Here is a 24,550-nt window from a genome sequence, read left to right as displayed (position 1 = left end):
GGTGGGACAGGGTTCCGCTACGGGTGCCCGCCGGGGGATCATTTCGGGGACCGCCGGCGGACCAGCGATGGCCCGGCGGCGGCCACCGACCACCCGGGCGGACCGCGAGCGGCCCGGCGTCGCCGACCTGCGGCACCGGCTTCCCTCCTCTCCGCCACCGCCAACTGACCACTGGCTCGCAAGGGGGAAACATGACCGCCATCGACGTACCCGAGGACCGGCTCCGGGAGGACCGGCTCTTCTCCGCCCTCGCCAACCCGACCCGGCGCGAGGTGCTGAGGCTGCTGCGGGTCAAGGGACCGCAGCCCGTGCAGCGGCTGGCCGACCACTTCGACATGCGCAGGCCGAGTCTGTCGGAGCACCTGAAGGTGCTCCGGGAGGCCGGCCTGGTCAGCGAGCGGCGCAAGGGGAGGGAGCGGCACTACCGGCTGGAGGCCGGACCGCTCAGCGAGGTGCAGCACTGGCTGGGCCCGTACGAGCGGTTCTGGCGCGGGATGGGGGACCTGGAGGACCTGCGCGGCCTCCTGGACGGGGCGCACGGCGACGCCGGTGCGTGAACGGCGCGAGGACCGGCGTGCGTGCGGCGACCGGGCGCGGTCCGCGCCCGGTCCGGCCGTCCCGTCCAGCCGTCCCGTCCGGCCGTCCCGTCCAGCCGTCCCGTCCGGCCGCGGACCGCCCTTTCGACAGGTTGTCATGACGCCGTGACAGGCTGTCGTGCACGTGCATCTTCACGTGCATCCGCACGTGAACGGCGTTATGATCCAGGCTGGTTGACCGATTCAGCCCCTGACCGCACCCGACCGCCGCCCCCGACCGCACAGCCGGGAGAGTCCGATGCCCCACGCATACAACGGCATGGCAGCCAGGGACCTCCACGGGGTCGTCTGGCAGAAGAGCAGACACAGCAACTCGCAGGGAGCGTGCGTGGAGTTCGCCAAGCTCCCCGGCGGAGAGGTGGCCGTACGGAACTCGCGTCATCCGGACGGCCCCGCACTGGTCTACACCCCGGCCGAGGTCGAGGCGATGCTGCTCGGCGTCAAGGACGGCGAGTTCGACCACCTCATACAGGACTGACGCCGGTTCCCCGTCCGGGGTTCAGCCTGAACAGCGCCCAGACCACTTTTCCGGGCATGGTGCCGGCCATCGGCTGCCAGCCCCAGTCGTCGCTGAAGGACTCGACGAGGAAGAGGCCGCGCCCGGACTCCGCCGTGTCGTCGAAGAACACGCCGCCGAGCTCCCCGCCGAAATCCTCGCCGAGACCGCCGAGGTCGTCGCCGAAATCGCAGCCGATGCCGCCGAGTTCCCCGGCGGGCCCCTCGCCGGGCCTCTTCGCCACGGGCGCCTTTCCGCTGGGGTCGCGCACGGCGCACACCAGACGGCCGGACCAGTGCATCAGATGGAGCCGCACGGGCGGGTCCAGGGTTTCGCCGGGGACGGCGCCCGGCACGCCGTGGCGCAGGGCGTTGGTCACCAGCTCCGAGACCACCAGGGCCACGGTGTCGAAGTGCCCGGCCAGCCGCCAGCGCAGCAGTACGTTCCGGGTGAACTCACGGGCGGTCTTCACCGCCTCGTAGCGCGGCTGGAGCGCGCAGGAGGCCGAACCGGAGAGCGCGTCGGGGTCGAACGACGGGAAGTCATGCCATAACCGGTCGAGCACGGTCGGTCCTTCGGTCCCCATGACGAGACACTCCTGGCATTGCGGCGGTCATGGCCCTGGCGGACCCCGTCAGCGGTGGTGCTCCGTATCGCGTTCCGCTCGTTGCGCTGCTTCGGTGGATCGTGTGCATGCCCAAGTGCCCTGACTCTGCGTGCACTTGTTCTTTCCCCATGGTTCCCAATGCCCACAGCAGATGCAAGGGCAGATGCACGTGCACGAGCGACTTTCGATTGTGTGTAACCGCCTGGGCACGCAACGAAGGCATTGGTGGCAGACTGCACTGGTGCAGGGGTGGAGAGCTGAACACAAACAGGAGCATTTCCGGTGAAAAACGGAGTGAACGGGGCCAACGGGTCGAGTGGTTCCATGGTGCGCCGCATCCTGCTCGGTTCCCAGCTGCGGCGGCTCCGCGAGTCCCGCGGAGTCACCCGTGAGGCGGCCGGATATTCCATCCGGGCCTCCGAATCGAAGATCAGCCGCATGGAGTTGGGGCGTGTGAGCTTCAAGGCGCGGGACGTGGCGGACCTGCTCACGCTGTACGGCATCACCGACGAGGCCGAGCGCGAGCCGCTGCTGAGCCTCGCCCGTGAGTCCAGCGTCGCGGGCTGGTGGCACAACTACAGCGACGTGCTGCCGAACTGGTTCCAGACGTACGTCGGCCTGGAGGGCGCGGCCTCGCACATCGGCGTCTACGAGGTGCAGTTCGTCTCCGGGCTGCTCCAGACGGAGGACTACGCGCGGGCGGTCGTCACCAGCGGCCACCGGTCGGGGCTGTCCCCGGAGGAGGTCGACCGCCGCGTCGCCCTGCGCCTGGAGCGCCAGAAGCTGCTGCTGTCCGAGCAGGCCCCGAAGTTCCGCTGCGTGCTGGACGAGGCCGCGCTGCGCCGCCCCTACGGCGGCCGCGAGGTGATGGACGCCCAGCTGCGGCACCTCGCGGAACTCTCCGAGATGCCCCACGTCACACTCCAGGTGATGCCGTTCGACACCGGTGGGCACCCGGCCGAGAGCGGGGCCTTCACGCTGCTGCGCTTCCCCGAGTCGGAGATCTCCGACATCGTCTACCTGGAGCACCTCACCAGCGCCCTCTACGTCGACAAGCCGGAGGAGGTCGCCCAGTACGAGGACGTCCTCGACCGCCTCCTGCGGGACAGTCTCGGCCCGGAGGACACCCGCAGGCTCCTCCACGAGGTCCGCGGGGAGATCTGACCGGCCCGGCCGGCGGTGTCCCGGCCGGGGCTCCCGGGACGCCGACGGCGCCGGAAGGGGGAAATCCGGCCGGAGAATCGCCGGGAGGGCATTGAGGACAGAACCCGTCCCCAAGACCTCATAGCGTCGTTATCGGTGAAGGGGCCGGAAAGCGGCCCGACGACCGACGTGTGAGGAGACCCCCATGCCCGTTCCTGTCGCTTCCGAGAACCGCGGCGACGAGCGCGGAGCCCTGCTCGACTATCTGGAAGCCCAGCGCGGCGGCATCCGCCGGGCCCTCCACGGCCTCACCGACGAGCAGGCGCGCAGCAGGCCGACCGTGAGCGCCTTCTCCCTGGCCGGCATCCTCAAGCACGTCGCGGTGGGCGAGCGCGGCGCGCTGGCGATGATGCGCGGCGAGCCCTTCGACTTCGAGACCAGCGTGAAGGGGTGGGAGGACAGCCTGGCCATCAGGGACGACGAGACGGTCGAGGAGCTGCTGGACCTCTACGGGCGGGTGGCGCGCGAGACCGAGGAGGCGGTCAGGGCGGTGCCCTCCCTCGACGACACCTTCACGGCCCCCAAGATGCCCTGGGACGAGGGCGGCCCCCGCTCCTGGCGCTGGGGCCTGCTCCACCAGATCGAGGAGACCGCGCGGCACGCCGGGCACGCCGACATCATCCGCGAGACGATCGACGGCAAGGGCGCCTTCGACCTGGTCTTCGCCACGGGCGCACTGCCGGAGCCGGACTGGTCGTCCTTCCGGTGACCTCCCGCGCCCGCGCCCGCCGCCGCCCGTCTACGCTGGTCGGCGGCGGGCGCCGGGAGGACCGGTGAACCGGTGGGTCGGTGAGGGGACGGTGGTGTCGGCGGTGTCGGCGATCCGGTTGCTGGTGCTGGGCGCGGTCCGCCAGCACGGGCGCGCACACGGCTACCAGATCCGCAACGACCTGGAGTTCTGGGGCGCGCACCAGTGGTCCAACGCCAAGCCGGGGTCGATCTACCACGCGCTCAAGCAGATGGCCCGGCAGGGCCTGCTGACCGCCCACGACACCGAGCCGAGCACGGCCGGCGGCCCACCGCGCACCGAGTACGAGCTGACCGCCGCCGGCGAGGCGGAGTACCAGCGGCTGCTGCGCCGGTCGCTCACGGCGCACGACGAGAAGCCGGACGTGCTCACGGCCGGGGTCGGCTTCATCGTCGACCTGCCGCGCCGGGAGGCGATCGAACTGCTCGGGCGGCGCGTGGCGGCGCTGGAGGAGTGGAGCGCCGAGGTCGCCCGGGAGTGGACGCCCCCGGGCGACCCGGACGAGTGGGGCCACATCGGCGAGATCATGAGACTGTGGGTGCACAACGCCGCCGGCGACGCGGAGTGGGCCCGGGGCCTGATCGAGCGCCTGGAGAAGGGCGCGTACGTGATGGCGGGCGAGGGCGAGCGGTCGGTGGAGGTGCTGCCCGAGGGAGTGGGCAACCCCTACGCGGAGCATCCGCACGACCGCGCCCGCGGCTGACGGCGCCTGTCGGAACACCCCGGCGCCTGCAACGCATCTCACACCTGACGGCCACCTTCACGCCCTCTTCCGGAGGGGGGTCCGGCCGTATCCTCGCTGAGGAGTAACGGACATATCCCGCCGGGAGCGGGAAGCCCGACGTCCGTGCGGGAGATCGACTGGAGGCGTGAGGAGCGACGAGCTTGGCCCTGGAGACCACGAGGAACAGCACGGTGACCGAGACCAGCCGTCCGGAGGACCGCAGGTCCGCGCCGGAGGAGACCCGCAGCGCTTTCGCCCCGCCCTCCGGCGTACCACTGTCGTCCCCGTACTCCGAGGACGAGCACCCCACCTCCGAGTTCGCTCTGCCCGAGGGGCTGAAGGTCGTCCCCGCGCCGCCGGCCGAGGACGAGCACCCCACCTCCGAGTTCGCCCTGCCCGAGGGGGTGCGCAAGGCGGCGGCCTTCGAGCCGGGGTCCGCCTTCACCCCGCCCGACGGCATTCCGGTGATCAACAACCTGGTGCGGCCGGGCGCGCCCTGGCAGGACCGGATGCGCACCATGGTCCGGATGCCGCTGGGCGAGCGGCCGGTGCCCGAACGCCCCCGGCGCACCGACGAGGAGGACGCCGACACCGGGCCGTCGGCGCCGCGCGTACTCGACCTGACCCTGCGCATCGCCGAGCTGCTGCTCGCGGGCGGGGAGGGCGCCGAGGACGTCGAGGCGGCGATGTTCGGAGTGGCCCACGCGTACGGGCTGGACCGCTGCGAACCGACGGTCACCTTCACCCTGCTGACGATCACCTACCAGCCGTCGCTGGTGGACGACCCGGTCTCGCTGAGCCGTACGGTCCGCCGCCGCGGCACCGACTACAACCGGCTGTCGGGCGTCTACCGCCTGGTGGCCGACATAACCGACGGTGAGGTGACGCTGGAGGAGGCGTACGGCCGCCTCGCCGAGATCCGCCGCAACCGCCACCCGTACTCCAAGGGCGCGCTCACCGTGGCCAGCGGACTGCTGGCGGGCGCGGCGTCCACGCTGGTGGGCGGTGGCTGGGTGGTCTTCCTCCTGGCCGCGCTCGGCGCGATGCTCGGCGACCGGCTCGCCTGGTTCTTCTCCCAGCGCGGGCTGCCGGAGTTCTACCAGTTCGTGGCCGCGGCGATGCCGCCCGCGGTGCTGGGAGTGCTGGTCCAGCTGTTCGCCGCCGACCTCGGCCTGGTGATCAGGGCGTCCGCGGTCGTCACCGGTGGCCTGTTCCCGCTGATCCCCGGTAGAGCGCTGGTCGCCGCCGTGCAGGACGGGCTGACCGGCTTCTACATCACGGCGTCGGCCCGGCTGCTGGAGGTCGTCTACCTGGTCGTCGGCATCGTCTGCGGTGTGCTGCTGGTGCTCTACATCGGCGCCGAGATGGGCGCGGAGTTCGACCCGGAGGGCCTGGACATCCGCAGCCGGCCGCTGCTCCAGCTCCTGGCGGCGATGCTGCTGGCACTGACCTTCTGCGTCCTCCTCCAGCAGGAGCGCTCCACCGTGCTGCTCGCCACGCTCAACGGCGGCGTCGCCTGGCTGGTGTACGGCGCGATGGCCGACACCGGCGGGATCGACCCCGTCGCGGCGACCGCGGCGGCGGCGGGCCTGGTGGGCCTGTTCGGGCAGCTGATGTCGCGCTACCGGTTCGTCTCGGCACTGCCGTACATCACGGCGTCGATCGGCCCGCTGCTGCCCGGTAGCGCCATCTACTTCGGGCTGATCGGCATCGCGCAGGGGGACCTGGACCACGGTCTGCCGAACCTGTCGAAGGCGGCCGCCCTGGCGCTGGCGATCGCGATCGGCGTCAACCTGGGGAACGAGCTGGCACGCCTGTTCATCAAGGTGCCGGGCCAGGAGACCCCGCTGCCGGGACGGCGCGCGGCCAAGCGCACCCGCGGCTTCTGATCCCGCCTCCCGATCCCGCCCCCCGTTTCCGGGGCACGCCCGGAAACGGGACGTGCCCCGGGGCGCACGCGGCGCGGAGGCCGTGTGCGCCCCGGGGCACGGTGAGCCGGGGCGGGCCCGCCCGGGGCGGACGGACCCGGCGGGCTCAGTGGTGGCCGCCGCCCGACGCCTCCAGGCGCTTGATCGAGGCCTCGACCTCGGCCTCGGCGTCGGCACGGCCGACCCAGTCCGCGCCCTCGACCGACTTGCCGGGCTCCAGGTCCTTGTAGACCTCGAAGAAGTGCTGGATCTCCAGCCGGTCGAACTCGCTCACGTGGTGGATGTCGCGCAGGTGTTCCATGCGCGGATCGGACGCGGGCACGCACAGCAGCTTGTCGTCGCCGCCGGCCTCGTCCGTCATGCGGAACATGCCGATCGCCCGGCACTTGATGATGCAGCCGGGGAAGGTCGGCTCCTCCAGCAGCACCAGCGCGTCCAGGGGGTCTCCGTCCTCACCCAGGGTGTTGTCGACGAAGCCGTAGTCGGCCGGGTACACGGTGGAGGTGAACAGGTGCCGGTCGAGACGGATGCGACCGGTCTCGTGGTCCACCTCGTACTTGTTCCGCGAACCCTTCGGGATCTCGATGACGACGTCGAACTCCAAGGGAGACTCCTCCGTATGCTTCAGCACTCGTCAGTGGCCCGGGGGCTTCCCCCGGAGAGCGGCGATGTGGTGGTTAAGTGTCCCTCACGCAGATGTGTGGTCGCGAAAGGGGCTGGTCCGAGGTGCGGGACACATGGCGGGTGGCGGCCGGTTCCGCCGCCGCCGGACTCGCGGTCGCGTTGACGGCTGTGGCCGTCGCCGGACCCTGGGACTCCGGCCAGCGTACGGCCGAGCGGGCCCGCGCCGCCTCCTGGGACCGCGGCAGTGGCGCGGACCACACCGGAGCGGGCCTCCCCGGCGGCCCCGCCCCGGCGCCCAGCGCCGCCGAGGTGCTCACCGCGCTGGGCGCGGCCCCCGCCGGGAAGACCCGGGAGGAGCGGGGCGGCCGGGGCGACGAGGCCGCCGGCAAGGCCGCGCCGGAGCCGGGCGAGGCGCCCGCCCCCGAGCCCGCCGCACTCGCCGACACCCTCCAGCCGCTGCTGGAGGACGCGGTCCTGGGCACGCTCCGCACCGCCTCGGTGGTGGACGTGGTCACCGGGCGGGAGCTGTACGGCGCCAGGGCCGGCCGGGGTGTCGCGCCCGCCTCCACCGTGAAGATCGCCACGGCGGTCGCCGCGCTGTCGGCCCTCGGACCGGACCACCGCATCCCCACCCGGGTGGTGTGGGACCCGGACGGCGAACGGGTCTTCCTGGTCGGCGGCGGCGACCCCACGGTCACCCCGGCCGCGCTGCGGCGGCTGGCCGACGCCACCGCCCGGGAGCTGAGGGAGCGCGGTGTGAAGCGGGTCGAGCCGGCCCACGACACCTCGCTCTACTCCGGGCCCGTCCGCCATCCCATCGGGCCGAACGAGAACATCGCGCCGGTCGTCGCGCTGATGGTGAACGAGGGCCGCCTCGACGACAGCACCCACGGGCCCGCCCCCCGCTCCGGCGATCCGGTCCGGGACGCGGCCGGGATCTTCACCGACCGCCTGCGCGAGCGCGGCGTGGACGTCGAGCTTCCCGAGCACCCCGGCCGCGCCCGCAAGGCGCCGCGGGGTGCCGAGGAGCTGGCCGTCCACCGCTCCGCGCCGCTGGCGGAGCTGGTCGAGCGGATGATGCTGCACAGCGACAACGACATCGCCGAGGCCCTCTTCCGGCAGACCGCCGTCGCGCGCGGCGAGCCGGCGAGCTTCGCCGGCGCCGGACGCGCGGTGCGCGCGCAGCTCGCACAGCTCACCGGGGACGGCCGGACGCTGCCGCTGAAGGGCGCCCGCTTCGCCGACGGCAGCGGGCTGGACCGGTCCGGCCGGGTCTCCGCCGGCCTGCTGACCCGGCTGCTGGCCCTCGCCGCCGACCCCGCCCGCCCCGAGCTGCGGTCCGTGCTCACGGGGCTGCCCGTGGCCCGCTTCAGCGGCACGCTCGGGGGCCGCTACGACGACGAGGCGACCCGCACCGGCGCGGGGCTGGTCCGCGCCAAGACCGGCACGCTGACCGGGATCAACACCCTGGCGGGCACGGTCGTGGACGCCGACGGCAGATTCCTGGCCTTCGCGTTCACGGCGTCGGGCACCACCGACCGCTACGGCGCCCACGATGCCCTGGACCGCCTCGCCGCCGCCCTGGCCAACTGCGGCTGCCGCTGACCGGGCCGGCCGGCGGTTCCGCCCGGGGCCGGTCCGGGCGGGCGTGACGGGCCGCCTCCGGGGCACCCTGCCCGGGCGCCGGTCCGCTCCCGTTCGGGAGCACCGGCACGTACGGTGAAGTCATGACGAGCCTCGGTGGTGTGGAGATGGTCGACTGGAATCTCGCGGTGGCGACCGCGACCCGGCTCGTGAAGCCCGGGCCCGAAGTGAGCCGTGAGGAGGCGCGCGAGGCCGTCGCCGAACTGCGGCGGCACGCGGCGGCGGCCGAGGAGCACGTGCGCGGCTTCACACGGATGACACCCGACGGCGCCGCGGACACACCCGTGCTCGTCGTGGACCGGCCCGGCTGGATCCGGGCGAACGTGGCGGGTTTCCGCGAGCTGCTGTCGCCGCTGCTGGACAAGATGCGGGCGCGGCGCGACGGCGGCCCCGGCAACGCGGTGCTCGGCGCGGTCGGCGGCAAGGTGACCGGCGTCGAGGTCGGGATGCTGCTGTCGTTCATGGCCTCCCGCGTCCTGGGCCAGTACGAGACCTTCGCCCCGCCCACCCGCGACCTGCCGGGGGCCCCGGGCGAGGGCGGCGGGCGACTGCTGCTGGTCGCGCCGAACATCGTGCACATCGAGCGGGAGCTGGACGTCGACCCGCACGACTTCCGGCTGTGGGTGTGCCTGCACGAGGAGACGCACCGCACCCAGTTCTCCGCCGTGCCGTGGCTGCGCGACCACATCGAGGGGGAGATCCACGCCTTCCTCGGGGAGACCGAGATAGAGCCCTCCGCGCTGCTGGAGCGGCTGCGCGAGGCCGTCCAGTCGCTGGCCGGCAGCGGTCGCCCGGAGCCCGGGGACGGCGGGGAGCGGGACGGGGGGCACAGCCTCGTCGAACTGGTGCAGACCCCGGCCCAGCGCGAGGTCCTCGGCCGTATCACCGCGGTGATGTCGCTGCTGGAGGGGCACGCGGACTACGTGATGGACGGCGTCGGGCCCCAGGTGGTGCCGTCGGTCGCCGAGATCCGGGAGAAGTTCCAGAAGCGCCGCGCGGCCGGCGCGGGCCGTCTCGACCAGGCGCTGCGCAGGCTGCTGGGGCTCGACGCCAAGCTGCGCCAGTACCGCGACGGCGAGCGGTTCGTGCGGACGGTGGTGGAGGAGGTCGGGATGGACGGCTTCAACCGGGTGTGGACCTCCCCCAACACGCTGCCCACCAGGGCGGAGATCGCCCGGCCGGCGGAGTGGATCGCGAGGGTGCACCGCAAAGCGGACTGATGACCGCCGAACGCCGGGACAATCACTCTTACGAGGGACCGTGGGCGGCGGGCGCGCGTGCGATGCTCAGGGACACGGCACTTCTCTGTCACCATCGACGCACTCAGCGTAGTCATCGACTGCGCGGCCACGACTCCCCGAGGAAGTGAACGGACATGGGTCCCCACCCCGCGGTCGCCGCGATACGCCTGGCGGTTCGCCGCACACTCCGTGACGTACTCCAGGACGCCCCCGGCGCTCCCGTCGGCTCCTCCGCCCCGCACCGGCGCCCTCCACTCGTGCTCGTCGCCTGCTCCGGCGGCGCCGACTCGATGGCGCTCGCCTCCGCCCTCGCCTTCGAAGCCCCCCGCCTCGGCCTGCGGGCCGGGGGCCTCACCGTCGACCACGGCCTGCAGCCCGGCTCCGGCGACCGGGCCCGGGAGGTCGTCGGCCGCCTCGCCGAGCTCTCCCTCGAACCGGCCGAGGCCCTCACCGTGGCCGTCGGCCGCGACGGCGGCCCCGAGGCCGCCGCCCGCACCGCCCGCTACACCGCCCTCGACGAGGCCGCCGACCGCCTCGGCGCCGCCGCGGTCCTCCTCGGACACACCCGCGACGACCAGGCCGAGACGGTGCTGCTCGGCCTGGCCCGGGGCTCCGGTACCCGCTCGCTGTCCGGAATGGCCGCCGTGTCCGGCTCGCCGGCCGGGCGCCGGGGCGTCCGCCACCGCTATCTGCGGCCGTTCCTCGCCGTGGACCGGCAGACCACCCGCAAGGCGTGCATGGTGCAGTCGCTGCCGGTCTGGGACGACCCGCACAACGCCGATCCCGCGTTCACCCGCTCCCGGGTGCGCCACGACGCGCTGCCCGCCCTGGAGAAGGCGCTCGGCAAGGGCGTGGTCGAGGCCCTGGCCCGCACCGCGCAGCTCTCCCGGGACGACGCCGACGCCCTCGACGCATGGGCCCGCGACGCCGAGCGGGAGGTCCGCACGGAGCTTTCGCCGTCCCGGGCGGACGGGGCGGACGGGCCCGGCGGGTCCGATGGGTCCGGCGGGTCCGATGGGTCCGGCAGGTCCGGCGGGTCCGGTGATGCCGCGAATGTCGCGGATCTCACAGAGGGGCCCGGAGCCGCCCTCGACGTCGCCCGGCTCGGCGCCCTGCCGCCCGCCGTCCGCCGGCGTGTGCTGCGCCGCGTGGCGGTCGCGGCCGGTTCCCCGGCGGGCTCGCTGTTCGCCCGCCACATCGAGGAGGTGGACCGGCTGGTCACCGAATGGCACGGCCAGCGGGCCATCAGCCTGCCCGGCCGGGTGGCCGCCCGGAGGCAGGGTGGCACACTGGTCATCCGGCAAGTGTGATCCCCGACCGAGAGCAGCAGGGTGGACGACAAGGACATGGGCGCCGACCTCAAGTCGGTGCTCATCACCAAGGAAGAGATCGACGCGAAGCTGGCCGAGCTGGCGGAGGCGATCGACGCGGAGTACGAGGGCGAGGACCTGCTCCTGGTCGGGGTCCTCAAGGGCGCGGTGATGGTCATGGCGGACCTCGCCCGGGCCCTGTCCTCGCCGGTCACCATGGACTGGATGGCGGTGTCGTCCTACGGCGCGGGCACCCAGTCCTCCGGCGTGGTCCGGATCCTCAAGGACCTGGACACCGACATCAAGGGGCGGCACGTCCTGATCGTCGAGGACATCATCGACTCCGGCCTGACACTGTCCTGGCTGCTGTCGAACCTCGGCTCGCGCGAGCCCGCCTCGCTGAACGTCTGCACCCTGCTGCGCAAGCCGGACGCGGCGAAGGTGGCGATCGACGTGAAGTGGGTCGGCTTCGACATCCCCAGCGAGTTCGTCGTCGGCTACGGGCTGGACTACGCGGAGAAGTACCGCAACCTGCCGTTCGTGGGGACGCTGGCGCCGCACGTCTACGGAGGCTGACGGGCCCTGGCGGGTCCGGGGCGCCGCCCGGGAACGTTCGGGGGGTCCCCCGGCGTTGGAACGGGCGGACGGGGATGTTCACCGTCCGCCGGCGGCGCCCGCCTCGGCAGTGCTTCGGGCTGTGATCCTGGGGTACCGTCCGAAGGTCGGTCCGTTGGGGCAATCCGTTCGTAGGCCGAGCAAGCCGGAGTAACACGCCGGAGTAAAACACCGTACGCACAGGCGATCTCACCCGAGGTCGCGGTGCCTCACTGTGGCAGGAGGGACGGGGCGCGCGCCGCCCCGTGTGGATGGACGTGAAGCGCTACTTCCGTGGTCCCGTCATGTGGATCGTGCTGGCCGCCCTCGCCGTGGTCGTGTTGATGAACGTCGTCGGCTCGTCCGGCGGCTACAAGACGGTGGACACCGGCCAGGTCGTGCAGGCGATCAACGAGAACAAGGTCAGGTCCGCCGAGCTGACGACCGGCGACGAGCAGACCGTCAAGGTCGAGCTCACCGAGGGCACGAAGATCGAGGGCAGCGACAAGATCAAGGCCAGCTACATCGACGACCAGGGCGTCGATCTGGCCAAGCAGTTGCAGTCCAAGTACCAGGACGGGCAGATCAAGGACGGTTACACCGTCTCGCCGCAGAAGCAGAACCCGTTCCTCGGGATGCTGCTCTCGCTGCTGCCGTTCGTACTGATCGTGATCGTCTTCCTGTTCCTGATGAACCAGATGCAGGGCGGCGGCTCCCGGGTGATGAACTTCGGGAAGTCCAAGGCGAAGCTGATCACCAAGGACACCCCCAAGACGACCTTCTCGGACGTCGCCGGCTCGGACGAGGCGGTCGAGGAGCTCCACGAGATCAAGGAGTTCCTCCAGGAGCCCGCCAAGTTCCAGGCCGTCGGCGCGAAGATCCCCAAGGGCGTGCTGCTCTACGGCCCGCCCGGCACCGGCAAGACGCTGCTCGCGCGCGCCGTCGCGGGCGAGGCGGGCGTCCCGTTCTACTCGATCTCCGGCTCCGACTTCGTCGAGATGTTCGTCGGTGTCGGCGCCTCGCGTGTGCGCGACCTGTTCGAGCAGGCCAAGGCGAACGCCCCGGCGATCGTCTTCGTCGACGAGATCGACGCCGTCGGCCGCCACCGCGGCGCCGGCATGGGCGGCGGCCACGACGAGCGCGAGCAGACGCTGAACCAGCTGCTGGTCGAGATGGACGGCTTCGACGTCAAGGGCGGCGTCATCCTGATCGCCGCCACCAACCGCCCGGACATCCTCGACCCGGCGCTGCTGCGCCCGGGCCGTTTCGACCGGCAGATCGCCGTGGACCGCCCCGATATGCAGGGCCGTCTGGAGATCCTCAAGGTGCACGCCAAGGGCAAGCCGATGGAGCCCGACGTGGACCTGTCCGCGGTCGCCCGCCGCACACCCGGCTTCACCGGTGCGGACCTGTCCAACGTGCTCAACGAGGCCGCGCTGCTCACCGCGCGCAGCGACAAGAAGCTGATCGACAACCACTTCCTGGACGAGGCGATCGACCGTGTCGTGGCCGGACCGCAGAAGCGGACCCGGATCATGAGCGACAAGGAGAAGAAGATCACCGCGTACCACGAGGGCGGCCACGCCCTGGTCGCGGCGGCCTCACCGAACTCCGACCCCGTCCACAAGATCACCATCCTCTCCCGCGGCCGGGCGCTGGGCTACACGATGGTCCTGCCCGACGAGGACAAGTACTCCACGACGCGCAACGAGATGCTCGACCAGCTCGCGTACATGCTGGGCGGGCGCGCGGCCGAGGAACTGGTCTTCCACGACCCGACCACCGGCGCCGCCAACGACATCGAGAAGGCGACCGCCACGGCCCGCGCCATGGTCACGCAGTACGGCATGACCGAGCGGCTGGGCGCGATCAAGTTCGGCTCCGACAACTCCGAGCCCTTCCTGGGCAAGGAGATGGGCCACCAGCGCGACTACTCCGAGGAGGTCGCCGGGCTGGTGGACGAGGAGGTCAAGAAGCTGATCGAGACCGCCCACAACGAGGCGTGGGAGATCCTCGTCGAGAACCGGGACGTCCTGGACAACCTGGTGCTGGCCCTCCTGGATAAGGAGACCCTGGGCAAGGAGGAGATCGCCGAGATCTTCCGGCCGATCGTCAAGCGCCCGCCGCGTCCGGCCTGGACGGGCTCCGCGCGCCGGATGCCCTCCACCCGCCCGCCGGTCTCCACCCCCAAGGAGCTGGCCCTGACCAACGGCACGCAGCCCGGCCAGGAGAAGGGCAAGGAGATCGGCCCGACGGACACCGCGCTCTCCAAGGAGACCCGCCTGCCGTCCGACGAGCCCCGGCCGGAGAGCTGACCTGGGCTTCCCCACCGCCGGCCCCCGGGCCGGCGGTGGGGAACCCCGAGGAATGCCCGCCGCGCCCCTCCGGTTGACTACCGGAGGGGCGCGGCTTTTCGCCGCCGCAATCGAGAAAGAGGACCACATGATCGACCCGGTGACGCTGGAGGGCGAGGGCTCCGTCGGAGAGTTCGACGAGAAGCGTGCCGAGAACGCCATACGGGAGCTGCTCATCGCGGTCGGCGAGGACCCCGACCGCGAGGGCCTGCGGGAGACCCCGGCCCGGGTGGCCCGGGCGTACCGGGAGATATTCGCGGGTCTGCGGCAGCGGCCGGAGGACGTGCTGACCACCACCTTCGACCTCGGTCACGACGAGATGGTGCTGGTGAAGGACATCGAGCTGCTGTCCTCCTGCGAGCACCACCTGCTGCCCTTCCACGGAGTGGCGCACGTCGGCTACATCCCGGCCGACTCCGGCAAGATCACCGGCCTGTCGAAGCTCGCCAGGCTGGTGGAGGTCTTCGCCCGCCGCCCCCAGGTCCAGGAGCGTCTGACGACACAGGTCGCCGACTCCCTGATGGAGATCCTGGAGGCGCGCGGGGTGATCGTCGTCATCGAGTGCGAGCACATGTGCATGACGGTCCGCGGCGTCCGCAAGCCCGGGGCCAAGACCATCACCTCGGCGGTCCGCGGCCAGCTCCGTGACTCCGCCACCCGCGCCGAGGCGATGAGCCTGATCATGGCCCGCTGACCGCCCGCCGGCTGCCCGCCCGGCCGCCCGCCGGCCTCCGTTCGGCCGCGGGCCGTCCGACGGGGCGGTGACGGGGAGGCGCCCGCGGAACGCCTACGCTGGACGGCATGAGTACCTTGCGCGTCCCCCGCGGGGAAGTGGCCGGGCTGCCGGCATGGGACCGGTGCGCGGTCATGGGCGTGGTGAACGTCACGCCGGACTCCTTCTCCGACGGAGGCCGCTGGTTCGACACCGGGGCCGCGGTCAAGCACGGTCTGGCCCTGGTGGCCGAGGGCGCCGACCTGGTCGACGTGGGCGGCGAGTCCACCCGGCCCGGCGCGACCCGTGTGGACGAGGCCGAGGAGCTGCGCCGGGTCATCCCGGTGGTCCGCGAACTGGCCCGGGAGGGCGTGGTCATCAGCGTGGACACCATGCGGGCGTCCGTGGCCGAGCAGGCGGTGGAGGCCGGTGCCCGCCTGGTCAACGACGTCAGCGGTGGGCGCGCGGACCCGCGCATGGTCCCGGTGGTCGCCGCCGCCGGGGTGCCGTACGTGGTGATGCACTGGCGCGGCCAGAGCATCGACATGAACGACCGGGCCGTCTACACCGACACCGTCACCGAGGTGATCGGCGAGCTGCGCGCCGCTGTGGAGCAGGCGGTGGACGGCGGGATCGCCCCGGAGCGGATCGTCGTCGATCCCGGGCTGGGCTTCGCCAAGCAGGCCGCCCACGACCTGGCCCTGGTGGACGCCACCGCCCGGCTGCGCCGGGAGCTGGGACGGCCGGTGCTGGTAGCGGCCTCCCGGAAGCGGTTCCTGGGCCGGGTGCTGGCGGGCGACGGCGGCGAGGTGCCGCCCGCCCGGGAACGGGACGCGGCCACCGCCGCGGTCTCGGCGCTCGTGGCGCGCGAGGGCGCCTGGGCGGTACGGGTGCACGAGGTACGGGCGAGCGCGGACGCGGTCCGGGTGGCCCGGGCCCTGGAGGGAGCCAGGTGAGCGGAGAGGCCCGTACGGACGTCGAGGCCGTGGAGGCGGCGAACGCCGCGCTGTACGACGCGGTGGAGCGCGGCGACCTCGACGCCCTGGCCGAGAGCTGGCTGCACGACGAGGTCAGCGTCGTGCACCCGGGCTGGCCGGTGCTCACCGGACGCGACGAGGTGCTGCGCTCGTACGCGCTGATCATGGCCAACACCGAGTACATCCAGTTCTTCCTGACCGATGTCGAGGTCTCCGTGGCGGGCGACACCGCCCTGGTCACCTGCACCGAGAACATCCTCAGCGGCGGCCCCGCGGAGGAGGACGGCTCGGCCGGGCCCCTGGTCGGCGGGCTGGTGGTCGCCACCAACGTCTTCCGCAGGGCGGAGGACGGCCGGTGGCGGGTGTGGGCGCACCACGGCTCCCCGGTCCTCGTCGAGGACGAGGACGACGACGGGGACGGTGACGGTGAGGGGATCGACGGCGTCGACGGCGAGGGCGGGACCGTGCTCTGAGCGCCGGTCTGAGAGAGTGGCTCTGGTGTCCGGCGGGACCGGCACCGGTCTTCGCCGGTGCCGGTCCCGCCGGACACCGGGGTGCGGGGCATGGAGGCCACCGGCCCGCCGCCGCATCCGTACGACCGACGGGAGTGAGAGCGCGTGGACCGTGTCGCGCTGCGCGGACTGAGGATCCGCGGGCATCACGGGGTGTTCGAGCGGGAACGGAAGCAGGGACAGACCTTCGTGGTGGACCTGGCGATGGGCCTGGACACCCGCCCCGCGGCCGCGGGTGACGACCTCACGAAGACGGTGCACTACGGCATCGTCGCCGAGGAGGTCGCCGCGATCGTCGGGGGCGAGCCTGTCGACCTGATCGAGACCCTCGCCCAGCGGATCGCCGACCAGTGCCTGGCGCACGACGCGGTGCGCGAGGTGGAGGTCACCGTCCACAAGCCCGAGGCCCCCGTCACCGTCCCGTTCGACGACGTGACCATCACCATCAAGCGGAGCCGCGTATGACGCCGAACAGCGACCCGACCGTACAGCCGGTGCCCGCCTCGGTGGTGCACCAGGTGGACGCCGCCGACGTGACCCTGCACAACCCCAAGCGCGCCGTCATCTCGCTCGGGAGCAACCTGGGCAACCGCATGGAGACGCTCCAGGGAGCGATCGACGCGCTGGAGGAGACCCCGGGGGTGCGGGTCAAGGCCGTCTCACCGGTGTACGAGACCGAGCCGTGGGGCGTGGAGCCGGGCAGCCAGCCCTCCTACCTCAACGCCGTCGTCCTGCTCAAAACCACCCTGCCGCCCGGTTCGCTGCTGGAGCGGGCCCACGCCATCGAGGAGGCCTACGCACGGGCCCGCGACGAGCACTGGGGTCCGCGGACGATCGACGTGGACATCGTGGCGTACCAGGACGTCGTCTCCGACGACCCGGAACTGACCCTGCCGCACCCCCGGTGCCACGAGCGCGCCTTCGTTCTGGCGCCGTGGCACGATGTGGACCCCGAGGCCGAGGTTCCCGGGCACGGCCCGGTGGCCGACCTCCTGGGCGCCGTGGGCCGGGAGGGCGTGGCACGCCGGGAGGACCTGGGACTGAGCCTGCCGGAGTGACCGGCCGCGGCACGGCCGGGCCCACCGGCTCCACTGGCTCCACCGGCTCCAGGGGTGTGGGCGGTGCCGTACGGGCAAGGCTCTCCAGCGGCTGCGGTGGCCGCGACGGCCGCGGTGGCCGCGACGCGGTTTCGACGGTGCTGTTTGGGCGGCGCCCCCTCGGGGAGCGCCGAGTGACGTGGGGAGTCCCGTGAGGGAACTACGGATCAGAACGCTGGCCGGCATCTTCGCGCTCGCGCTGGTGCTGTCCTGGGCAGGGGCCCGGATGTGGGACGCGCTGGGCACCCTGCCCGCCGTGCCCGTCGCGGCCCCGATCGTGCTCGCGGTGATCGCCACGATCCTGACCGCCACCGCGCTGTCGATCCGCGCCCGGCTGCGCGCCCAGCGCGAGCGGCGGCCCGGCGCGAAGGGCGTGGAGCCGATGATGGCCGCCCGCGCCGTCGTCCTGGGGCAGGCCAGCGCGCTGGTGGCAGCCCTGGCCGCGGGCGCGTACGGCGGCGCGGGCGTCTATCTGCTCTTCGGCGCCATGGACGTGCCCGCCCGCCGGGACCAGGCGATCTACGCCGGCCTGTCGGTGCTGGCGGGCGCGGCGGTGGTGGCGGCGGCCGTCTTCCTGCAGCGGGTGTGCAGGCTCCCGGAGGACGACGAGGAGCCCCCGGCGGCCGCGGCGGCCTGAGGGATCCGGGAGGCCCGGGGCCTCGGGGCCGGGGCTTCGGGACCGGGGCCTCGGGGGCTGGTGATTCAGGGGGCCGGCGGTGGACGGGGAGACGTACGCGGGGCTGTCCGCGGTGGCGATCGCCGGTGCGGTGGCGCGGCGCGAGGTGTCCGCCGCCGAGGTGGTGGAGGCGGCACTGGGCCGGGTCGCCCGGCTGGAGCCGTCGCTGTGCGCCTTCCGGGAGGTGTGGGCGGACGGGGCGCGGGCACGTGCGGCCGAGGTGGACCGCGGGGTCGCGGCGGGCGACCGGCTGCCGCTGGCCGGGGTGCCCATCGGGGTGAAGGCGGGGACGGCGGGCCCGGCCGGGAGGCCGGCCGGTCCGGTCCGGCGGCTGCTGGCGGCCGGATGCGTACCGGTCGGGGCGACCTCGGTCCCCGGGCCTGGCACGCCGTGGCGGACCTGGGGCCTGGGAGCCGGCGGCCCCACCGTCAACCCCTGGCGCCGGGACCGGTCGCCGGGGGGCTCGTCCGCGGGTTCGGCGGCGGCGGTCGCGGCAGGGATGGTGCCGATGGCCACCGGGGCCGACGGCGCCGGCTCGGTGCGCGTCCCGGCGGCGTGGTGCGGGGTGCTCGGGCTGAAGACGACCAACGGGCTGCTGCCCGTGGCGGACCGTTCGGGCCTGGCCGCGCCCGGCGTCCTGGTCCGGTGCGCGGCGGACCTCGCGGCCTGGCTGGAGTGTGTGCCCGGCATACCCGCCCGGGGCGCCGGGGAGAGCGCCGGGGAGGGGGCCGGGGAGCCGGTGGCCGCGGTGTGGTCGCCGGACCTGGGGTTCGCGCAGAGCGACCCGGATGTCGTCCGGGTGACGAGGGCGGCGGTGGACGGGTTGGCCGCGGCGGGCGTCGTACGCCTGGAGCCCCCGGAAGGGCCGGAAGGGGGTGCCGTACTGCTGGACCCCGGACCGGCGTGGCTCGCCCTGCGAGCCCCGGACGGGGACCGGGCGGCGGCGCAGCGGACACGGGCGGAGAACGACGCGCGCCTCGACACGCTCCTCGCCGGCGGCCGGCTGCTGCTGACCCCGGCCACCCCCAACCGGCCCCACGGCCACGACGGGCCGGGCGACCGGTACAGCACGGCACTGACCTGGGCCTTCAACCTCAGCGGCCATCCGGCGGTCAGCGTCCCGGCGGGTCTCACCGGCGACGGCTGCCCGGCCGGGCTCCAGATCGTGGCCGCCAGGGGAGGAGAGGCGCTGCTCGCCTCGGTGGTGCGGGCGGCCGAGGGCGCGGCCCCGCCGGCACGGGCGCCCGGCGGAGCGGGCTGACTCGTCCGCGGGCGGCTTGGTCACCGGGGGGCGCGCCCCCGCAGCGCCCGGAGCGTCGCGCCGGCGGCGAGGCCGTACACCAGGTGCGGCACGATGTCCGACAGCCATGCGGAGCGGCTCCAGGAACGGGGATCGGTGACGCCGAGCGCGGTGGCGGACACATCACTGCCGGCCATGGCGGCGGCTCCGAGCAGCGGCGCGGTCACCGGCACGGGCGGCGTTCGCCGTCGTCCGCTCACCAGCGCGTAGGCCGCGGTGACGCCGAGGCCGGTGACGAAGCCCAGCAGAGCCCCGGCCGCTTCCTTGCGGTTCGACGCCTCCTCGTCCTCGCCCAGCCCGACACCGGTGCGCTCGGCGAGCCGGTCGACGACATCGGAGGGCACGGAGCTGGCCGGCCGTGCCCGCAGCAGCATGTCCCCGTAGGTCGTGATGTTGAGAGCGGCCGTGCCGACGGACCCGGCCACCAGTCCCTGGGTCAGTGGACGCATCGCTGTCTCCTTCCGGTCGGGACGCCCCGGGTACCCCTCCCGGTCCGCCGGCATGTCAGCGGGGTACGGCCAGCAGCAGGGCGAAACGCTCCCGGGCGTCGGTCCACCAGCGGGTCACCGCGAAGCCGTGCCGGCGCAGCTCGTCGGTCAGTCCGGCGCGGCGGAACTTCACCGAGATCTCCGTGCGCACCTCCTCCCCGCGCGCGAGGGGGATCTTCACATCGAGCGCGGGCAGAGTCACGGTGTGCTCGGTCCGGGACCGCAGCCGCATCTCGATGCGCTCCTCCCCGCGGTTCCACACGGCCAGGTGGTCGAAGGAACCGGGGTCGAAGTCGGCGCCCAGCTCGCGGTTGAGCACCCGCAGCACGTTCTTGTTGAACTCCGCGGTGATCCCCTGCGCGTCGTTGTAGGCGCGCACCAGGACGTCCTCGTCCTTGACCAGGTCCGCACCGAGCAGCAGGGCGTCCCCCGCGCCGAGGCAGGAGCGCAGCCGCTCGTGGAAGGCGGTGCGCTCCGCGGTGTCGAGGTTGCCCAGAGTGCCGCCCAGGAAGGCGACCAGCCGCGGGCCGGGACCGGCCGGCAGACGCAGACGGTCGCCGAAGTCGGCGACGGTGGCCGCGATGCGCAGCCCGGGATACTCGTGGCACAGCGCCTCGCCCGCCGCGGACAGGGCGGACTCGCTGACGTCGACGGGCGCGTAGCTCTCCAGGGTCCCGCGGCGCAGGAGCGCGTCGATGAGCAGGCGGGTCTTGTCCGAGGACCCCGAGCCGAGTTCCACCAGGGTGCGGGCGCCGGTGAGCTCCGCGACATCGGCCGCACGCAGTCGCAGGATCTCCCGTTCGGCCCGGGTCGGGTAGTACTCGGGCAGCCGGGTGATCTCGTCGAACAGCTTGCTGCCGCGGGCGTCGTAGAACCACTTGGGCGGCAGCGTCCTGGGCGGAGCGGTCAGTCCGGCGAGGACATCGGCGCGCAGCGAGTCGGCGAGGTGGTGCTCGGGGAGCCGGCGGTCGAGGGTGAACCGGGACGTCATGCGGTGGGCATCCTCTCGGACAGGGGAGGGGCGGGGCGGGGGGCGGGCGCGGCGGGCAGCGGGGTGATCTCGACGCTCTCCGCCGTGGCCCGCAGCAGGGAGTGCTCGGGAACCTCCCGCCAGCCGTCCCCGCCGGACGGCTCCCCGCCGGACGGCTCGAAGGGCCCGGACGGCTCGAAGGGCTCGGATGCGACGAGCACGGCGCCGGGCGCCGTGCGGTACCACAGGGAGTCGCCGCAGCGGGTCGCGATGACGCTCCGGCCGTCGGTGAGGAGCAGGTTCGCCCGCGCCTCCGGGCACGCCCACGCGGTCCGCGCGGCGACGTCGGCCAGCGCCGGCCCGGCGGGCCGCCCGGCCCGCAGGCGGTGGCGGACCAGGAGCCACAGCAGCGCGGAGTCGCAGCGGGACTCCACCGCCAGCAGGTCCTCGGCCGTCAGGTCCCCCACGAGCTCGGTCAGTGCGCGGGTCCAGTCGGGGACGGCGCCGTTGTGGCTGAACAGCCACCGCCCCTCCCGGTACGGCGCCGCGGCCGACTCGTCCTGGGTGGTGCCCGGCGTGGCCGAGCGGACCGCCGCCAGCACCGCGCCGCTGCGCACGGTGCGGGCCAGATCGGGCAGGTTGCCGTCGGCCCACACCGGCACCGCGCGCCGGTAGCGCGCGGGCGGCGTCCCGTCCTGCGGATACCAGCCGATGCCGAACCCGTCGGCGTTGACGGTGCCGTACCGCTGTCTGCGAGGGGCCCAGGACTGGGTGTACAGACCCCCGGGCGGGTCGATCAGCAGCTCGCGCAGACTCAGCGGGGGCCCCAGATAGGCCAGGTGGCGGCACATCTACCGGCCTCCTTTCCCCGAGGGGGCGGCGTCCCGGGCGGTGCGGAAACCGCAGAAGATCTGCCGCCGGACGGGGAAGTCCCAGTTGCGGAAGGTGCCGCGGCAGGCGACCGGGTGCGCGGCGAAGGAGCCGCCGCGCAGCACCTTGTACTCGGCGTGCCCGCCGCGTCCGTCCTGTCCGCCCTGTCCGCCGTGCCCGTCCTGTCCGCCGTGCTCGCCGCCGGGAAAGAACACCTCGGAGTACTCCCGGTAGGGGAAGGCGGCGAAGCCGGGGTAGCCGGCGAAGTCGGAGGAGGTCCACTCCCACACGTCGCCGAGCAGCTGCCGCGCCCCGCACGGCGCGGCCCCCGAGGGATACGCGCCGGCCGGAGCGGGCCGCAGATGCCGCTGGCCGAGGTTGGCCAGTTCCGGGGTCGGCTCGGCGTCCCCCCAGGGGTGGCGCAGCGAACGGCCGGTGGCCGGATCGTGGCGGGCGGCCTTCTCCCACTCCGCCTCGGTGGGCAGCCGGCGACCCGCCCAGCGGGCGTAGGCGTCCGCCTCGTACCAGCACACGTGCATCACGGGCTCGTCGGGCGGCACCGGCTCGGTGCGGCCGAAACGACGGCGCAGCCAGACACCGTCGCGGCGTTCCCAGAACAGCGGTGCGGACAGCCCCGCCTCCCGCCGGTACGCCCAGCCCTGTGGAGTCCACCAGCGAGGGTCGTCGTATCCGCCGTCGTCGATGAACTCCTGGTACGCGCCGCAGGTGACCGGGACGGTGTCCAGATGGAAGGCGGGCACGTCCACGGTGTGACCGGGCCGCTCGTTGTCCAGCGCCCAGGGATCGGCGGAGGTGCCCATGGTGAACGGGCCGCCGGGCACCAGCACCTCGCGCGGCAGGTCCGCCGCACCCGCGGGCGCCGCGGGCGGCGCGGGGGCGTCGAGCACCGCGGGGCCCCGGCGCAGCTGGTGGGTGGCCAGCATCGTCTCGCAGTGCTGCTGCTCGTGCTGGGCGGTCATGCCGAAGACGAAGGCGTTCTCCAGCAGGGGCGAGCCCTCCAGCGGGGATTCGGCCAGTATCCCCAGCACCCGCTCGCGCACCTCGGCGATGTAGCGCCGGGCCTCCGGCGGACGCAGCAGGGGCAGCGCCGGGCGGTCGGCGCGGGGGTTGCGGAAGGCGTCGTAGAGCGGGTCGAGGTCCGCGCGCAGCGGCTCCCGGCCGCCGGCCGCGCGCAGCAGCCAGATCTCCTCCTGGTTGCCCACATGGGTCAGATCCCAGACCAGCGGGGACATCAGCGGCGAGTGCTGGGCCATCAGCTCCTCGTCGTCGAGGCAGTCGGTCAGGGCCAGCGTCCTGCGCCGCGCGGCCCCGAGCGCCTCCAGCGCCCGGGCCCGCACACCGGCCCCGGGCGGGGAAGCCGCCCGGGCGGGGGCGACGGTCGCCGTGGCACCGCCGTGGTCGCCGTGGTCGCCGTGGTCGTGTTTCACTGCGTCTCCTTCCGGTGTGCGGTTGCCGTGCTCCGGCAGACGGTGTCCAGCAGGTCGTCGGCGGGGCAGCGGCCGCGGTCCGCGTAGCGCTCGGCGAAGCGGGCCACGGCGTCGCGCACCCCGGCGGGCACGCGGGCCCGGGCCAGGGCGGCCTCGGCGGCGGCGAAACAGGCCCGTACGGCCTTGCCCAGCTCCGGGGCGGCGGGGCCGAGCCGGGCCGCGCGCAGCCACACGGCCGTGGCGGGCAGCTCCCCGGGCGGGGCGAGGGACTCGGTGGCCGCGAGCGCGGCGTCGGCGGCGAGGGGGTCGTCCAGCAGGACGGCGGCGACCGCGGTCGGTACGATCCAGCCGTCACCGGCCTGGGCGTCGATCATCCGCAGCTCCAGCCAGCCACGCGGCCGGACGGGCGGGAACAGCGTGCTGAGGTGGTAGTCCAGATCCTCGGCGGTGGGGGGCCGCTCCCCGCGCGGATCGCGCAGCCAGGCGCGGAAGCTCAGCCCCGGCGGCGCCGCCCAGTCGGCACCGGGGCGGCGCAGGCACATCAGCTCCGCGTCCAGCGCGTAACGGGCCCAGGCCGTACGGGGGTCGCCGCCGCGTGGTGTGCGGGTGCGGCCCGGGTCGAGGCGTGCCCAGACCGCCTGCCTGGTCGAGCGCCAGCCCGAGGGGCGGCCCCGCCAGAACGGGGAGTTGGCGAAGGCCGCCACCAGCACCGGGCCGAGGCGGTGGGCCAGTTCCCAGCGGAGCCGGAAACCCGAGGTTCCCCCGGTGCCGTCGCCGGAGTCCAGGGACACCTGGACCGACGCGGTCGCGCACATCATCACCCGGCCCCACGGACCCGAGCGGGCGAAGAAGGACTCCATCGCCCGGTACCGGGGGTGGTCCAGCACCCGGCCGAGCGGGCGGACGTCGTCCACGCCGCGGCCGACGAGCCGCAGCCCGGACGTCTCCACGGCCTGCCGCAGGACGTCCAGATCGGTCGCCACGGACGCCAGGCACTCGCTCAGGGAGTCGGCCGGGGCGGAGCTGAGTTCGAGCTGCCCGCCCGGCTCGCGGGTGAGCGAGCTCCCGCCCGGCAGGCCGCCGGGCGCCTCCAGCCGGGCCACGGCCCCGGTGAGGCGCTCGGCCGACAGGGCGCGTCGCGGGTCGTCCCGGTCGTGTACCAGCCACTCCAGCTCCACGCCGACGCGGCGGGGAGGGCCGGTCCTGAAGCATCTCCTCGCGACCCGCGACTCGGCGGCGTCCTCGGTCAGCCGCCCGCTCCCGCCGCTTCCGTCCGGTTCTCCGTACGCCATGGGGCCTTGCCTCCTCAGATGCGGCCGGTACCGCGCGCAATTCCCCTGCCGGCGCCGTCCGGGACGTCCGTCCTGCAAGGACGGGCGGACGGCCGTGGCCGTCGGCCCGCTGTCCGCCCGCTACCCGCGAGCGCGGTCC

General features: G+C 73.7%; 25 protein-coding genes. 18 read left to right on the top strand and 7 right to left on the bottom strand.

Going from position 1 to position 24,550, the window contains the following annotated elements:
• Nucleotides 1-191: 191 nt before the first annotated feature.
• Together CUT83_RS24890 and CUT83_RS24885 are read left to right on the top strand one after the other, a co-directional pair.
• Nucleotides 192-557 carry an ArsR/SmtB family transcription factor gene (locus tag CUT83_RS24890; RefSeq protein ID WP_101258067.1) on the top strand — a complete coding sequence of 122 codons (366 nt, stop codon included), beginning with the start codon at nt 192-194 and terminating at the stop codon, nt 555-557.
• Between the two features lie 277 nt (nt 558-834).
• Nucleotides 835-1,074, top strand: coding sequence for a DUF397 domain-containing protein (locus CUT83_RS24885; RefSeq protein ID WP_093852146.1), 240 nt, complete (start codon nt 835-837; stop codon nt 1,072-1,074).
• Here the strand turns inward: CUT83_RS24885 and CUT83_RS24880 are convergent.
• Nucleotides 1,061-1,678, bottom strand: coding sequence for an ATP-binding protein (locus CUT83_RS24880; protein ID WP_101258066.1), 618 nt, complete (start codon nt 1,676-1,678; stop codon nt 1,061-1,063). The two genes, CUT83_RS24885 and CUT83_RS24880, sit on opposite strands and share 14 nt — an antisense overlap.
• Nucleotides 1,679-2,023: 345 nt before the next feature.
• Between CUT83_RS24880 and CUT83_RS24875 the strand changes: the two genes are divergently transcribed.
• The 4 genes from CUT83_RS24875 to CUT83_RS24860 all read left to right on the top strand — a co-directional run bounded on the left by CUT83_RS24875 (nt 2,024) and on the right by CUT83_RS24860 (nt 6,263).
• Nucleotides 2,024-2,863: a Sco1979 family transcriptional regulator gene (locus tag CUT83_RS24875; RefSeq protein WP_101258065.1), complete on the top strand. Its 840-nt coding sequence runs from the start codon at nt 2,024-2,026 to the stop codon at nt 2,861-2,863.
• A 184-nt stretch (nt 2,864-3,047) separates the two neighbouring features.
• The gene (locus CUT83_RS24870) at nt 3,048-3,611 is read left to right on the top strand and encodes a DinB family protein (RefSeq protein ID WP_101258064.1); all 564 of its coding nucleotides are present in this window, start codon (nt 3,048-3,050) and stop codon (nt 3,609-3,611) included.
• A 103-nt stretch (nt 3,612-3,714) separates the two neighbouring features.
• Entirely contained in the window at nt 3,715-4,353 is a 639-nt protein-coding gene (locus CUT83_RS24865) for a PadR family transcriptional regulator (RefSeq protein WP_101258082.1), read from the top strand.
• 182 nt (nt 4,354-4,535) lie between these two features.
• Entirely contained in the window at nt 4,536-6,263 is a 1,728-nt protein-coding gene (locus tag CUT83_RS24860; protein WP_241524827.1) for a threonine/serine exporter family protein, read from the top strand.
• A gap of 145 nt (nt 6,264-6,408) precedes the next feature.
• Here CUT83_RS24860 and CUT83_RS24855 read toward each other — a convergent pair whose 3' ends face one another.
• Nucleotides 6,409-6,906: an inorganic diphosphatase gene (locus tag CUT83_RS24855; protein WP_093657646.1), complete on the bottom strand. Its 498-nt coding sequence runs from the start codon at nt 6,904-6,906 to the stop codon at nt 6,409-6,411.
• A 92-nt stretch (nt 6,907-6,998) separates the two neighbouring features.
• Here CUT83_RS24855 and dacB point away from each other — a divergent pair, with 92 nt between their 5' ends.
• From dacB to CUT83_RS24795, 12 genes are all read left to right on the top strand, one after another.
• Nucleotides 6,999-8,531, top strand: coding sequence for a D-alanyl-D-alanine carboxypeptidase/D-alanyl-D-alanine endopeptidase (gene dacB, locus CUT83_RS24850; protein ID WP_101258080.1), 1,533 nt, complete (start codon nt 6,999-7,001; stop codon nt 8,529-8,531).
• Between the two features lie 122 nt (nt 8,532-8,653).
• Complete coding sequence (locus CUT83_RS24845; RefSeq protein ID WP_101258063.1) at nt 8,654-9,790, top strand: zinc-dependent metalloprotease; 1,137 nt, start codon at nt 8,654-8,656, stop codon at nt 9,788-9,790.
• A 155-nt stretch (nt 9,791-9,945) separates the two neighbouring features.
• A complete protein-coding gene (gene tilS, locus CUT83_RS24840) occupies nt 9,946-11,121 on the top strand; it encodes a tRNA lysidine(34) synthetase TilS (RefSeq protein WP_101258062.1) in 1,176 nt (391 codons plus the stop codon).
• Nucleotides 11,122-11,157: 36 nt separating this feature from the next.
• Complete coding sequence (gene hpt / locus CUT83_RS24835; protein ID WP_093852161.1) at nt 11,158-11,697, top strand: hypoxanthine phosphoribosyltransferase; 540 nt, start codon at nt 11,158-11,160, stop codon at nt 11,695-11,697.
• A 290-nt stretch (nt 11,698-11,987) separates the two neighbouring features.
• Entirely contained in the window at nt 11,988-14,030 is a 2,043-nt protein-coding gene (ftsH, locus tag CUT83_RS24830) for an ATP-dependent zinc metalloprotease FtsH (protein ID WP_101258061.1), read from the top strand.
• Between the two features lie 127 nt (nt 14,031-14,157).
• Nucleotides 14,158-14,763 carry a GTP cyclohydrolase I FolE gene (gene folE, locus CUT83_RS24825; protein WP_093852138.1) on the top strand — a complete coding sequence of 202 codons (606 nt, stop codon included), beginning with the start codon at nt 14,158-14,160 and terminating at the stop codon, nt 14,761-14,763.
• Nucleotides 14,764-14,870: 107 nt separating this feature from the next.
• Nucleotides 14,871-15,737, top strand: coding sequence for a dihydropteroate synthase (gene folP / locus CUT83_RS24820; RefSeq protein ID WP_101258060.1), 867 nt, complete (start codon nt 14,871-14,873; stop codon nt 15,735-15,737).
• Entirely contained in the window at nt 15,734-16,231 is a 498-nt protein-coding gene (locus CUT83_RS24815; protein ID WP_101258059.1) for a nuclear transport factor 2 family protein, read from the top strand. The genes folP and CUT83_RS24815 overlap by 4 nt, the downstream gene beginning before the upstream one ends.
• Nucleotides 16,232-16,375: 144 nt before the next feature.
• Nucleotides 16,376-16,735, top strand: a complete 360-nt coding sequence (folB, locus tag CUT83_RS24810) for a dihydroneopterin aldolase (RefSeq protein WP_101258058.1) — start codon at nt 16,376-16,378, stop codon at nt 16,733-16,735.
• Nucleotides 16,732-17,328 carry a 2-amino-4-hydroxy-6-hydroxymethyldihydropteridine diphosphokinase gene (gene folK, locus CUT83_RS24805; protein WP_101258057.1) on the top strand — a complete coding sequence of 199 codons (597 nt, stop codon included), beginning with the start codon at nt 16,732-16,734 and terminating at the stop codon, nt 17,326-17,328. Before folB ends, folK begins: the two co-directional genes overlap by 4 nt.
• A gap of 190 nt (nt 17,329-17,518) precedes the next feature.
• Nucleotides 17,519-18,004, top strand: coding sequence for a DUF3180 domain-containing protein (locus CUT83_RS24800; protein ID WP_101258056.1), 486 nt, complete (start codon nt 17,519-17,521; stop codon nt 18,002-18,004).
• A 79-nt stretch (nt 18,005-18,083) separates the two neighbouring features.
• Nucleotides 18,084-19,304, top strand: a complete 1,221-nt coding sequence (locus tag CUT83_RS24795) for an amidase (protein WP_240958289.1) — start codon at nt 18,084-18,086, stop codon at nt 19,302-19,304.
• 20 nt (nt 19,305-19,324) lie between these two features.
• Here the strand turns inward: CUT83_RS24795 and CUT83_RS24790 are convergent, their stop codons facing one another.
• From CUT83_RS24790 to egtA, 5 genes are read right to left on the bottom strand one after another with little or no spacing between them, the layout of a single operon-like run.
• Complete coding sequence (locus CUT83_RS24790; protein WP_093852131.1) at nt 19,325-19,792, bottom strand: hypothetical protein; 468 nt, start codon at nt 19,790-19,792, stop codon at nt 19,325-19,327.
• Nucleotides 19,793-19,847: 55 nt separating this feature from the next.
• Nucleotides 19,848-20,822, bottom strand: coding sequence for an L-histidine N(alpha)-methyltransferase (gene egtD / locus CUT83_RS24785; RefSeq protein WP_101258055.1), 975 nt, complete (start codon nt 20,820-20,822; stop codon nt 19,848-19,850).
• Nucleotides 20,819-21,652, bottom strand: coding sequence for an ergothioneine biosynthesis protein EgtC (gene egtC, locus CUT83_RS24780; protein WP_101258054.1), 834 nt, complete (start codon nt 21,650-21,652; stop codon nt 20,819-20,821). Before egtC ends, egtD begins: the two co-directional genes overlap by 4 nt.
• A complete protein-coding gene (gene egtB, locus CUT83_RS24775) occupies nt 21,653-23,119 on the bottom strand; it encodes an ergothioneine biosynthesis protein EgtB (RefSeq protein WP_173915147.1) in 1,467 nt (488 codons plus the stop codon).
• The gene (egtA, locus tag CUT83_RS24770) at nt 23,116-24,411 is read right to left on the bottom strand and encodes an ergothioneine biosynthesis glutamate--cysteine ligase EgtA (RefSeq protein ID WP_101258053.1); all 1,296 of its coding nucleotides are present in this window, start codon (nt 24,409-24,411) and stop codon (nt 23,116-23,118) included. Before egtA ends, egtB begins: the two co-directional genes overlap by 4 nt.
• Nucleotides 24,412-24,550 lie beyond the last annotated feature (139 nt).

This window comes from Streptomyces barkulensis (assembly GCF_002843305.1).
Lineage (GTDB): Bacteria > Actinomycetota > Actinomycetes > Streptomycetales > Streptomycetaceae > Streptomyces > Streptomyces barkulensis.
This window is presented reverse-complemented; position numbering and strand designations above follow the sequence as displayed.